Here is a 12,749-nt window from a genome sequence, read left to right on the forward strand (position 1 = left end):
CATTCAGCATAGATATTGACTGACACACCGCTTTCGCGGGCAAGCCTCGCTCCTACAGGGGGCCTGGTTATTTCTTCATTATTGATGTGAACAGGTCTGACTCGATGAAGCGCTGTAACCAGGCCTGCAATCGCACATAAGGCGTCTGCCCGAACCACTCGCGATCCACGTGGGCGAACTGCCGCACGAACGGCATCAGGGCGATATCCGTCAGGCTCGGGTGATCGGCCAGCAAGTAGTCGCGCCCCTCCAGCAATTCATCCAGCTTGCGCAAGAACACCTCGCCCTCGGCGCGATAAACAGCCATCGGCTGATCGGGATAACGCTCGGCGTATTTGTAGCGATTCAGGTGCACCTTGAACACTTGATCGTTCTCTTCGATCAACGCGGCGCTGCGTTGCTGTGCTTGCGGGTCATCCTTGAGCAACCAGTCCTGCGGATCGTTCTGCGCCAGCGCCCAGCGCATGATGTCCAGGCTTTCATCGATCACCCGCCCATCCACACTCAGCACCGGTACCGTGCCTTTGCTCGACAGTGCGACCATTTCGGCCGGTTTGGCCTTGAGGCTGACCTCGACGATCTGCACCGCAACCCCCGAATAGCGCAGGGCCATGCGGGCGCGCATGGCATAGGGGCAGCGGCGGAACGAATACAGCGTATTCATTTCACCTCCAGCGTACTCAGGCCGTTGCCTTGACGGTGAACCTGGATTTGCACCGGGATCCGTTCATGCATTTCCTGCACGTGGGAAATCACCGCGACCTTGCGTCCCTGCGCTTGCAGGCCGTCGAGGGCGTCCATGGCCAGTTGCAGGGATTCAGGATCGAGACTGCCGAAGCCTTCGTCGATGAACAGCGATTCGATTTTCAGCGTGCTCGAAGCCATCGACGCCAAACCAAGCGCCAGGGCCAGTGACACCAGGAACGTCTCGCCGCCGGACAGCGAATGCACCGAGCGCAGTTCGTCGCCCATCTCGGTGTCCATCACCAATAACCCGAGCATGCTGCCGCCACGTTTCAACCGATAGCGCCGCACCAATTGCCGCAATTGAACGTTGGCGTGATGCACCAGCAGGTCAAGGTTGTAGGCCTGGGCGATCTTGCGGAAGGTGTCGCCGGTGGCCGAACCGATCAGTGCATTCAACCGTGCCCAACGCTGATACTCGGCGTAGGCGTCGGCGATTTGTTGCGCCAGCGCCTGATTGGCATTCTGTCGACGTTGATCCTCGGCCTGTTCCGCACGCAATTCGGCGCAACGATGTTCGCTGGCGGCGAACAGGTTTTGCAGCTCTGCCAGCGTCGTGGCCAGTTGTTCGGCATCGAGATTGCCGTTGTGCTGCGCCTGATGATCGAGCAAGCGCTGATCGCGTTCCTGCAAAAGCACCTTGGCTTGCTCGATGGCTTTTTCGCTCTGCTGCAATCGTTGACGCAGTTCGCTGACCTGTTGGTCGTCGATGCCGAGCAAATCTTCCAGTCCGCCGTCGTCCAGTTCTGGATGTTGTGCGCGCCAGTCGGCGATCTTGGCGCTCAGCTCGCGATCTTCAGTTTCCAGAGCCTGCGAACGTTCCTGCTGTGCTTTGAGTTCAGCGGCCAGTTGCACCAAGTGCGTGCGTACGGTTTGCAGTTCCTGATTGGCCGTCGTTTCGGCAGTGCGCGCCTGCTCGACGGCCTGATCCAGTTGCTGCTGCCACTGTTCGGCGCTGGCATGTTCGCCCAGCAGTTGCGTCAGTTTTTCCTGGCAAGCCTGTTGCTGCCCGGTCAAGGCCGTGAACTGCTGCTGAGCAGCTTCCAATTGCTGGAGGCGGGCCTGCTGTTGGTACTGTTCTTTTTCCAGCGTCTGCTGGCGCTGTTGCTGTTCGCCGAGTTCTTCGCGCTGCTGGTCGAGTTGTTGCAGGCGCTGGGCGATCTGCCGGTCGAGCTGCATGAAGGTCGAAGCGGGTTCGTTGCGCAAGGCCACCAGCGTGTCGGCCGGGAGCAGGGTGCTGAACGCCTTCAGTTCTTCGTCCAGACGATGGCGATCACTGCTCAATTCACGTTGTTGGTTGATCAGGTGCTGTGTGGCTTGCTGACTCGCCGCTTCCGCGCTGCGCAGTTGTTGCGCAAGGCGCGCGGCATCCTGTTGCAGGGTGAGCAGGGCGGTTTGCCGTTGCTCATCCTGCGTGATGCTCTGGTTCAACTGGCTGCTTTGTTGGGTCAGCCAGGCATCGCGTTTGCTTGCGTCCTGGGCCAACAGTTGCGCGGACAGTGGGTGCGCCTCCAGGCTCGGGGTCAGGCTTTGTTGCTGAGTCGCGAGCTGTTCTTGCTGTTGCAGCAGTTCTTTTTGCTGAGCAATCAAGCCGCCGACTTCGGCACGCAGATCGGTGAGTTTTTCCTTGAGCAGGTCGACGGCTTTCTGAGCGTTGGCCTGTTCGCTTTCATCATGCCGGCCGAGGCTTTGCAGCAAGGCTTCGGGCTGATGATAAGGATGGTCCGGGCTGCCACAAACCGGGCACGGCTGATCGTCCTGCAACTGCGCGCGCAGTTCTTCGACACTGGCACTGCGCGCCAGACGCTGACGTTCCAGCAGTTCGCGGGTAACGGTCAGGGTCTGTTCGGCGACGGTCAGTTCGGCCTTGGTCTTCACCCCGTCCTGAGTCAGACGATCGCGGTCTTGCTGAGCGGCGAGTTGCCGCTGCTGAAGCTCGGCGCCGCGCTTGTCGAGTTCCTGCTGGCTGGCCCACAGTCGCGTCAACTCTTCAAAGGCCCGCAGTTGCTTGCGGTTGTCCTGCAGCAAACTGCCGAGGATCTGAATCTGCTCGGCCACCGCTTCAGGCTCGGCGCCGGCCTCTTTGTACAGCACCTCAAGACTCTGGCGCTGGGTGGCCAGTTCCTCGGCAGCGCGGGCGGCGCTTTGCTCCAGAGCGGCCAGTTCGGCCTGGCCCTTGTTCAGGCGATTACCGATCAGCATCAGTTGTTGCAGACGATCGCGGTAGGCGTTCCAGGCGTCGCCCAATGGCGCCAGATGAGTGCTTTGCTCAAGCTCCCCGGCAATCCGCTGCAACCGTTCGGCGACCTGTTTCTGCTGGTCGAGCAACCCCTGAATCGTGCCCTGGCCCTGAGTGCAGGCCTGTTCCGCTTGCTGCTTGAGGTCGGCACTGAGGCTGGCGTCCTTGACCAGGCGGGCGAGGGTGCTTTGTTCTTCGAAGGCTTGGCGCAGCAGTGGTGCGCTGGAGGTGTGTTGGCTTTGCGCTTGGGCTAGCGCCGTTTGCGCAGCGCTCAGGCTCTGTTCGAGTTGAGTCTGTCGCTCGGTCAGCTCGCTTTGTTGCTGCGTGTGTTGCTGAATCTGCGCTGCCAACGGAGTGAGCTGGGTGGTAAGTTCGGTCTTGCGGGCGAACTGATGCCGTTGCGGGGCCAGCTGCTCCAGGCGAGTCAGTTTCAAGCGCTCGCCGGCGAGACTGTTCCAATGTTGCTGTGCGCTGTGCAGTTGCTCGGTGGCGCTCTGTTGCGCGTCCTGCACCTGGCGCAGGTCCTTGAGCCAGGTGTGTTGCAACTCCAGCTGTTTGAGCTGCGCCTGCTGGGTCTTGAGTTGCTGCTGAGCGTCGTTGAAGCGCTCATCGAGTTCGGCCCGGGCTTCCGGTGACAGCGGGGTGACCCCGGTGGCCTGATCCTGCAACAGCTTGTGAGCTTCGCGAGCTTCTTTGGTCTTGTCGAAGGCGCGGCGACCGAGGCGGGTGTAGAGCGCGGTGTCGGTGAGCTTTTCCAACAGTTCGCTGCGGTCGTTGTCGTCAGCCTTGAGGAAGGCGCTGAACTCGCTCTGAGCCAGCATCACAGCGCGGGTGAACTGTTCGAAGTTCAGGCCCAGCGCGGCTTCGAGCTGTGCTTTGTATTCGCCTTTCTGGCTGGCCAGCAGTTGATCCTGATCGATGTCACGCAGGCTTTGGCGACTGGCTTGCAGCTTGCCACCGGCCTTTTCCCGAGCGCGATTGGCCTCCCAGCGAGCGCGATAGCGGCGGCCGTCGATGCCGACGAAATCCACTTCCGCATAGCCTTCGCCGGTGCCACGACGCAACAGGGTGCGCGGGTCGCCGGTACCGATTTCACCATCGGCGTCCGGGACCTTGGCATCGCGGCCGGTGTTGTTCAGACGCGGCACGGCGCCAAACAGCGCCAGGCACAGGGCGTCGAGCAGTGTGCTTTTGCCCGCACCGGTCGGCCCGGTAATCGCGAACAGGCCGGCACTGGCCAAGGGCTCCGCAGTGAAGTCGATTTCAAACGGCCCGGCCAGGGAGGCAAGGTTTTTCAGGCGGATCGCGAGGATCTTCATGGCTGTTCGCTCTCCATCTGTACATCTTGCAACAGCTCGGCGAAGTCCTTGAGCGTTTGCTCGTCGACCTCGCTGCCGTAGTTGTCCTGCCAGGCGCGGCTGAACAGTTCCTGGGGCGAAAGCTGATCCAGTTCGATCAAGGTTGCGCCGTCATCGACGCCGTCGCGGCTGCCGTTGCCGGCGTACTCGGCAGCAATTCGCACCAGCCGCACGGCTTTGCCTTGCAGGGCGGTTTCCACTTGATGGCGCAGGTCAGGTTGCGGTTCGTCGAGACGGATCCGCACTTCCAGCCACGGTTGACGCTGGATATCGGCGAGCAGGTCGATGTTGGGCAGGTCAGCCAGTTGCAACAGGATCTCCGCCAACGGCGCGGAGCCGAGGCGTTGCAAGTGGACGGAACGGGGAATCAGGCGCGGTTCGACGCTGACCAATGTTTCGCCATCGAGCTGAATGTCGAGGATCTGATGCTGGTAATTGATCTCGGAGAACGACAACGGAATCGGTGAGCCGCAGTAGCGGATGCGCTCTTCACCGTTGACCTTCTGCGGCTTGTGCAAATGCCCGAGGGCGACGTAACTGATGCTCGGCCCGAACAGACTGGCGGGCAGGGCTTCGGCGTTGCCGATGATCAAACTGCGTTCGGAGTCTTCCGAGACCGAACCGCCAGCCATGTGCGCATGGCTGATGGCGATCAGCGCCTGGCCCGGCTTGCGCTTGGCATTGGCGGCTTCAATCAGCCACTCATGAACCTGGCCAATGCCGCGCAAGTAGTTATCACCCAAATGCGCGCCGGTCACTTCGGCGGGGCGCAGGAACGGCAACGCCAGGCACCAGGCGGCAATCTCGCCGCTGGCATCCGGCAACGGCAACAACAGGCGTTCGGCATCCAGTTGACCGTCATCGAGCCACAGCACGCGACCCAGGGCGTGAGTGCGCAAGCGCCGCATCAACGGCGCAGGCAGCTCGATGCGCGAGCCGGAGTCGTGGTTGCCGGCGATCATCACGATGGTCAGCAACGGCTGCTGTTCGTGGGCGCTGACGATGAAGTCGTAGAGGCGTTCCTGGGCTTTGACCGGCGGGTTGACCGTGTCAAAGATATCGCCGGCGATCAGCAGCACATCGGGCTGATCCAGCTTCAGCTGACGCAGCAGCCAATCGAGAAAACAGGCGTGCTCGAAATCGCGCTCCTGGCCGTGCAGGTTCTGCCCAAGGTGCCAGTCGGAGGTGTGAAACAGACGCAAGGCGTACTCCGCAACAAAATAAGGTGATGGCCGCGAGGAAAAGGGTGGCGGCTAAAGAGGGGAGAGTTTACTGGCAAATGTGCAAAGGAACACGGGTTTGGGGGATGTCGAAGCTTTGCAGAGGAACACGGTCCCTGTAGGAGCGAGGCTTGCCCGCGAAGAACGATGACGCGGTCTAACAGATGCATCGAGTCATCGTTCTTCGCGGGCAAGCCTCGCTCCTACAGGGATTTGATCTATTTCGGATACAGCGGCGGCAACCCGGTATCGCCAACCAGATCCTGAACCCCCTCGGCCGTCGGGATCGCCCGAATCGCGCGCCAGAGATCCTCGCCCTGCCAGTACTGGCCGGTTTCGCTGTACAGCGCACCGTTCAAGCCGTCCAGCGCATCGGACAGCGGCACAAAACGCGCCGCCATGTCGGCCAGGGTTTCCGGTTGTTGTCGGGCCCAGGCGTCGAGGGCCTGGCGGGTGGCGTGGGAGTCGTTGGCCTGACAGGTGCGTTTGAGGTCGTCGAGCAAGGTGCGTGGGCTCGGGCCGGTCTGCGCCGCCCGCAGGACCGCCGGTTGCCAGCGGGCGCGCCACCACAGGCCGAAGCCCAGCAGCGTGGTGCAGGCCAGAAGCACGGTGCTGAGTTTCCACCACCAGAGGGCTTCGTTGTTGGCGCCGGAGATGGCCTGCGGGCTGCCCGCCGGGGTATCGACGATCAGGCTCGGATTGCTCGCCACTTGCAGCGTGCGGGCCGGCAGACTGCTGTGTTCCAGGTGATCCTCGAAGGTGTTCCACCAGACCACTTCAACGCTCGGCAAGTCAATGTTGCCAGTGCGGGTCGGCACCAGGGCTTCACGGTCCTCGCGACTGCCGATCAAGCCGCGCTCGCTGCTCTGGTTGCCCAGCACCGGTTGATCCGGGTAGCGCCGCAGGCCGTTGATCTCGGTGGCGGGCAACGGTGGCAGTTGCGAACTGGCGAGGCCTTCGGCGTTCAGGGTCAAGCTGCGGGTCAGCGAGTCGCCGACCTGCAAATGATCCGGTTCCGGGCTCCAGCTTTCGCCGAGGCTCAGGCTGCGGGCCGGCAGCCAGGGAACATCGGCTGGATACGTGTCGGGTTTGGCCTTGACCGTCAGCGGGATCTCGGCGGATTTGACGCGCATCTGCTTGCCCGGTTTCGGCCCTTGAGGTGTTGCGTCCTGGGACGGTCGGGTATCGACTGGCGTGGCACTGAACATCTGCGCCGGAATAATCAATTCACCGCTGTGCTGCGGGTAGATCGCGTAGCGCATCTCGATCACGCCATGGCGCAGGCCGTTGATGACTTTCTCGTAGGTGCGCGAGTCGCCCAGCTGTTCGATGCGCGCATCGGGAATCTGCAACGGGGTCAGGCTGCTGTCGTCGTACAGCGACACCGAATGGTAGATGCGCAAGGTCAGGATCGCCTGCGCCTGCACATAGACGCTGTTCTGGTCGAGGCTGGCCTCGATGAACACCGGCGCCAGCGTGTTGCTGCTGTCCTGGGTTTCGCTCTCGATCACTTGCACGGTAATTGGCTGGCTCTGGACGTCGCCCAGTTGCAGCGATGGGATCACCACGCTGCCGTTTTGCCGGGGCAGCAGGGTGATGATCCAGCGGGTGGTCGCTTGGGTGTTGCCGTTGAGCGTATTCAGTTGGTTGACCTGGCGGGTGCCGCGCACTTCGAACAGCGGCTCCAGCGGGGACAGGTCGGGTTTGCCGAACTGGGTCACGTCGCTGGTTTCCAGGGTCAGTTCGACCGTCTCGCCGGAATTCAGGCGGCTGCGATCGACGCTGGCGACCAGCTCCACAGCCTGGGCCTGAACGGTGCAGAGCCACAGGGCGGACAACAATGCGAGCAAGAAGGCGGTGAAGCGGGTCATCGAGTTTTTTCCTGATCCTGATGTTGTTGCTGTTCGTACCAGAATTTGCGTCTGAGCAGTTCGCCGGGGTCATCCGGGATCTTGCGCAGCCATTGCTCCAGCGCCTGGCGCTGTTCGCCTTCAATCATGTCGCTGGCCGGGCGTCGCGGTGGCGTGGTGCTTTGCTCATCCCCCAACTCGCTGCCCGGGACTTCATTGGCGCCCGGTTGCGGTGGCGTCGTGGCCGGCTGCTCGGCGTCCGGGGTGGTTTGCTCGGCGTCGGTTTTCGGCTCGCCATTGCTGGGTTGGGTGGCGCTGCCGGGCGGCGGTTCCTGGGTGATGGTTTCGGTTTTGCCATCGGCGGTTTTGTCCGGCTCGACGGGCGGCGCTGAGGTTTTCTGTTTCAGCAGGCTTTCCACCAGTGCCTTGTTGGTCAGGGCCGGGCGCAGATCCGGTTGACGTTCAAGTGCTTGATCGTAAGCATCCAGCGCTGCTTCCAGCTCACCGCTTTTGGCCAGGGCGTTACCCCGATTGTAGTGGGCGTGGGCATCGGTGCCTTGGGTAAACCGCTGGGCGGCGCCACTGTAGTCGCCGGCTTCATAGAGCGCCACACCTTGCCACTGCGGGTCTTCGAAATGCTGCGCGGCCTCGGCCGGGCGCTTTTGTTTGAGCAAATGCAGGCCTTGCTGATCGGGACGCAGCCACAAGTCTTCGAAATCGAAGGCGTAGCTCGGTTGCGGCAGCAGGAACAGCAGCGGCAGGCAGAACAGCCAACCGCGGCGCCCGGCACAGGCGGCCAGTAATAACAGCGGCAACAGCAGCCAATAGCCCTGATCGGCCCAGGTGTCGAGGCGCAATGTCTGGCCGTCGTTGCGCAGATCCCGTGGACCATCAAGCAGGCCAAGGCCGCGCAGGTCGGCATCGTCCAGACGCGCCTGGCGATAACGTCCGCCCAGGCCGTTGGCAAAGGCTTTGAGGCTGGGGTCGTCCAGACGGGGCACCAGAATGGCGCCCAGGTCATCCTTGAGGAAACTGCCGTCGTCCTGCGCGACCGGCGCCCCTTCGGCGGTGCCGATACCGAGCATCAGAAATTGCGTGGACTTGTCGTCCAGCGCCTGACGAATCCCTTGGCGTTCCTGTTCCGTCAGCGACGAACCGATCAGCAGGATCCGACCTTGACCGAGGGCGCCCTGATCCAGCAGCGCAAGGGCCTTGGCCACCGCTAGATCGGCACGATGACCGGCCAGGGGCATCAGCGACGGCTTGAGCGCATCCACCAGGTTGCGGCTGGTCGACAGGTCATCCGACAGCGGCACCAAGGTGTGGGCGCTGCCGGCATAGACGATGATTGCGGTCTGCGCGTCGCTGCGATTTTGCAGCAGATCAAACAGTTTGCGCCGGGCTTGTTCCAGCCTGTTTGGCGCACTGTCGGTGGCGAGCATTTCCGGGGTCAGCTCAAGCAACACCACCAGCGGGTCGGCGGGTTTTTGACTGGTTTGTTCGACGCGCTGCCAGCTTGGGCCCAGCAAGGCCAGAACGGTCAGCACCCAGGCCAGGCCCAGGGCGACCCACGGCAGTTTGCTTTCGCGACCGCTGCCACCACTGAGCAATACGGCATGGAAGGCCGGCGGCAGAATCATTTGCCAGCGGCCAGCGCGTTTCTGTCGATGCCAGAGTTGCCAGAGCAACCAGCCCAGCAACGGCAACAACAGCAGCCACCAAGGGCGGAACCAGTGCGGCCAGAGCGCAATCATCGGCGCCTCCGCAGGCGCAGGCGTTTGAGCCGCTGACGCCAGTCGGGCAGTTGCGTTTGCAGAAACCGCTCTTTGGTAAACAGCTCCTTGCTAAACAGCCGTTGCAACGGGTTATCCGGCCAGCGCTCGCGGATCACCAGCAGCATGCTCAGCAGCAGCGCCATCGCCAAAGGCCAGTGATACAACGCTTGGGCCGGGCGGGCCTGAGTGGGTTGCTGGGTCACCGGCTCCAGTTTGTCGAGGGTGCGCTTGATCGCCTGCAATTCCTCGCCGTCGCGGGCACGGAAGTACTGGCCACCGGTGGCTTGGGCGATGGCTTTCAAGGCCGGTTCGTCGAGGTCCAGGCTCGGGTTGATGCCCAGGAATCCCAGGGTGCCGCTTTGTTCCGGGTCGGCGCCGATACCGATCGGGTAGATTTTTACGCCTTCGTTGGCCGCCAGTCGGGCGGCTGTCAGCGGGTCGATTTCGCCGCCGTTGTTGGCGCCATCGGTGACCAGAATCAGCACACGGCTTTGTGCCGGGCGTTGGCGCAGGCGTTTGAGGGCCAGACCAATGGCGTCGCCGATGGCGGTATTTTTGCCGGCGATGCCGATCCGCGCTTCGTCGAGCCACACGCGAACGGTGTGCCGGTCAAAAGTCAGCGGCGCTTGCAGATACGCCTGGCTGCCGAACAGAATCAAGCCGACCCGGTCGCCGTCGCGGCTTTCAAGAAAATCGCCAAGCAAATGTTTCACCAACGTCAGTCGGCTGACGTCTTCGTCCTGCCACTGCATGTCGGGGAAATCCATCGAGCCGGACACGTCGACCGCCACCAGCAAATCGCGACCACTGGCGGCAATCGGCAGGGGTTCGCCGAGCCATTGCGGGCGCGCCGCGGCGATCAGCAAAAACAACCACAGCAAAATGAACGGTGCTTGCTGACGCCACGCTGGCAGATTCGCCCGGGCACGGCGGCGAGCGAGGCCTTCGAGATCGCTGAGGAAGCTGACTTTGAGTGCCGGTTCGCCACTGTCGGCCACCGGTAGCAGCACTCGCATCAGCCAGGGCAGTGGCAGCAGGGCAAAGATCCACGGCCAGGCGAACTCAAACATGTTTGCGAATCCAGGTGTCGACGGCTTGAGTCAGGCCGGCGATGGCCTTGTCGTCGAGTTTGCATTCGGGTTTGTAGGCGCCTTCGACCAGCACCATCCAGCGCGTGAGGCCGGCGGCCGGGCAGCGGTTATCAAGGAACGCCAGCCATTTGCGCCCGTTAAGGGTATGGCTCTGGCTGTAGGGGTAATGGTTGCGACACAGGCGTTTGAGCAAGCCGTTGAGTTGCTGCAGCCAGGCACCGGCTGGGGCGCCGTCGTAGGGCTTGGGCATCCGGGCGAGTTCGGCCAGCGCCGCGAGACGCACCGGGTCCAGTGGTTGTTCGGCACGGACGATAGGGCGCTTGTTCGGGATGAAGCGGCGCAACTGCCACAGGCCGAAACCGATCAATGGCAGCAATAACAGCAGCAGCCACCAGCCCGGCGCCGGCGGCCAGAAGCCGATCGGTGGCGGGGAAATCAGCGGTTGCAGTTGATCGAGGCTGCTCATCGACCTTTCCCCGGACGTTGAGGATTGAGGTATTCGCGCAGTTGCTCGACCATTTCGCTTTGGGTGCTCAAAGGCATCAGCAATACCCGCAACTTTTGCGCCAGCAGCTCCCAGCGGGCGATGCGCGCTTCAGCCTGTGCGCGATAGGCCTGGCGCAAGTCGAAATTCAACGTGTCGAGTTCCAGCTGTGCCCCCCGTTCCGCGAAGCGTAAAAGCCCGGCAGCGGGCAGGGCGTGATCCAGCGGATCGGACACGGGCAATAGCAACAGGTCGCAATGGCGTGACAACAGGCTCAACTGCTGCTCCGCACCGTCGGACAAGGCGCGTTCGTCGCAGATCACGATCACCAGGCTGCCAGGGCGCAATACTTCCCGGGCGCGACGCAGGGCAATGCCGAAGGCGTCGCGGTCGGGCTCGCGTTCGGTGTGCAGCGACTGGTTGACTCGCACCAGTCGGTTGAGCAATTGCAGCAGGCTCTGCTTGCTGCGTCGCGGTTTGATCTCGTAGTGTTCGTTGTCGCCGAACACCAGCCCGCCGACCCGGTCGTTATGGCCCAGCGCGGCCCAGCCAATCAGGCTCGCCGCCTGGGCGGCAAGCACCGATTTGAACATCAGCCCGGAGCCGAAAAACAGCCGGCAGCTCTGTTCGACCATGATGAAAATCGGTCGCTCGCGTTCTTCATGGAACAGCTTGGTGTGAGGCTCCTGGGTCCGGGCGGTGACGCGCCAATCGATGCTTCGCACGTCATCGCCGGCCTGGTACACCCGCACCTGATCGAAGTCCACCCCGCGCCCGCGCAGTTTGGAGTGGTGCAGGCCGATCAGCGGGCTGCGTTGGCTCGGCGTGGAAAATAACTGCACTTCGCGCACGCGATGACGCATCTGGATCAGCTCGGAAAGGCTGACACGGATGCCCGGCTCGGGCGGCAGGAGGGCGTTCATCGGGGTCAAGCGACGGCTACGACGTCGAGAATCCGCTGGACCACCCGGTCCTGGTCGATGCCAGCGGCTTCGGCTTCGAAGGAAAGAATGATGCGGTGGCGCAACACATCGAACAGCACCGCCTGAATGTCTTCCGGGCTGACGAAGTCGCGACCGGCCAGCCAGGCGTGAGCCCGGGCGCAACGGTCCAGGGCAATGGAACCACGCGGACTGGCGCCGTAGGCGATCCATTCGGCCATTTCCGGGTCGAACTTGGCCGGCGTGCGTGTGGCCATGACCAGTTGCACCAGGTATTCCTCCACGGCGTCGGCCATGTACAACCCGAGGATTTCCTTGCGCGCGGCGAAGATCGCCTGCTGGCTGACCCGACGTTCGGGTTTGGTTTCGCCGTGCAGCGCTTCGCCGCGAGCCTGTTGCAGAATCCGGCGCTCGACGGCGGCGTCAGGGAAGCCGATTTTCACGTGCATCAGGAAACGGTCGAGCTGGGCTTCTGGCAGCGGGTAGGTGCCTTCCTGCTCGATGGGGTTTTGCGTGGCCATGACCAAAAACAGCGGCGACAGGTCGTAGGTGCTGCGCCCGACGCTGACCTGGCGTTCGCCCATGGCTTCAAGCAGGGCCGACTGAACCTTGGCGGGGGCACGGTTGATTTCGTCCGCCAACACCAGATTGTGGAAGATCGGGCCTTGCTGGAACACGAAACTGCCGGTTTCCGGGCGATAGATTTCCGTGCCGGTGATGTCGGCCGGCAGCAGGTCGGGGGTGAACTGGATGCGATGGAACTGTGCTTCGATGCCTTCGGCGAGTTCTTTGATGGCCTTGGTCTTGGCCAGGCCCGGGGCGCCCTCGACCAGCATGTGGCCGTCGGCGAGCAAGGCGATGAGCAAGCGCTCGATGAGTTTTTCCTGGCCGAGAATCTGCGTTGAAAGAAAGGTTCGCAGCGCGAGCAGCGCTTCACGATGTTCCATCGATGACTGTTCCTGGAAAGGGTGACCGAAGACGTTCGAATAACGCCAAGGCTGGGGGCGTTACTTTAATCCATCGCGGGGGGCGGCGACCAACGGCATT

General features: G+C 62.6%; 9 protein-coding genes. All 9 read right to left on the minus strand.

Translation table 11 applies throughout. The annotated features are described in order from the left end of the window. Positions 1-67 precede the first annotated feature (67 nt). Positions 68-664 carry a glutathione S-transferase gene (locus tag PMI18_RS14235; protein WP_007901170.1) on the minus strand — a complete coding sequence of 199 codons (597 nt, stop codon included), beginning with the start codon at positions 662-664 and terminating at the stop codon, positions 68-70. Continuing rightward, the gene (locus PMI18_RS14230; RefSeq protein WP_007901172.1) at positions 661-4,302 is read right to left on the minus strand and encodes an AAA family ATPase; all 3,642 of its coding nucleotides are present in this window, start codon (positions 4,300-4,302) and stop codon (positions 661-663) included. The genes PMI18_RS14235 and PMI18_RS14230 overlap by 4 nt, the downstream gene beginning before the upstream one ends. After that, positions 4,299-5,543, minus strand: a complete 1,245-nt coding sequence (locus PMI18_RS14225; protein WP_007901175.1) for an exonuclease SbcCD subunit D C-terminal domain-containing protein — start codon at positions 5,541-5,543, stop codon at positions 4,299-4,301. Before PMI18_RS14225 ends, PMI18_RS14230 begins: the two co-directional genes overlap by 4 nt. Before the next feature lie 236 nt (positions 5,544-5,779). Beyond that, positions 5,780-7,432, minus strand: coding sequence for a BatD family protein (locus tag PMI18_RS14220; RefSeq protein ID WP_007901176.1), 1,653 nt, complete (start codon positions 7,430-7,432; stop codon positions 5,780-5,782). After that, positions 7,429-9,165, minus strand: coding sequence for a tetratricopeptide repeat protein (locus tag PMI18_RS14215; RefSeq protein ID WP_007901177.1), 1,737 nt, complete (start codon positions 9,163-9,165; stop codon positions 7,429-7,431). The genes PMI18_RS14220 and PMI18_RS14215 overlap by 4 nt, the downstream gene beginning before the upstream one ends. Continuing rightward, positions 9,162-10,256 (minus strand): vWA domain-containing protein, encoded by a 1,095-nt coding sequence (locus PMI18_RS14210; RefSeq protein WP_007901178.1) that lies wholly within the window; start codon positions 10,254-10,256, stop codon positions 9,162-9,164. The genes PMI18_RS14215 and PMI18_RS14210 overlap by 4 nt, the downstream gene beginning before the upstream one ends. Further along, positions 10,249-10,743 (minus strand): DUF4381 domain-containing protein, encoded by a 495-nt coding sequence (locus tag PMI18_RS14205; protein ID WP_007901179.1) that lies wholly within the window; start codon positions 10,741-10,743, stop codon positions 10,249-10,251. The genes PMI18_RS14210 and PMI18_RS14205 overlap by 8 nt, the downstream gene beginning before the upstream one ends. Next, positions 10,740-11,684: a DUF58 domain-containing protein gene (locus PMI18_RS14200; protein ID WP_007901180.1), complete on the minus strand. Its 945-nt coding sequence runs from the start codon at positions 11,682-11,684 to the stop codon at positions 10,740-10,742. The genes PMI18_RS14205 and PMI18_RS14200 overlap by 4 nt, the downstream gene beginning before the upstream one ends. A 5-nt stretch (positions 11,685-11,689) precedes the next feature. Further along, a complete protein-coding gene (locus PMI18_RS14195; protein ID WP_007901181.1) occupies positions 11,690-12,649 on the minus strand; it encodes an AAA family ATPase in 960 nt (319 codons plus the stop codon). Positions 12,650-12,749 lie beyond the last annotated feature (100 nt).

The organism is Pseudomonas sp. GM102 (genome assembly GCF_000282555.1).
Lineage (GTDB): Bacteria > Pseudomonadota > Gammaproteobacteria > Pseudomonadales > Pseudomonadaceae > Aquipseudomonas.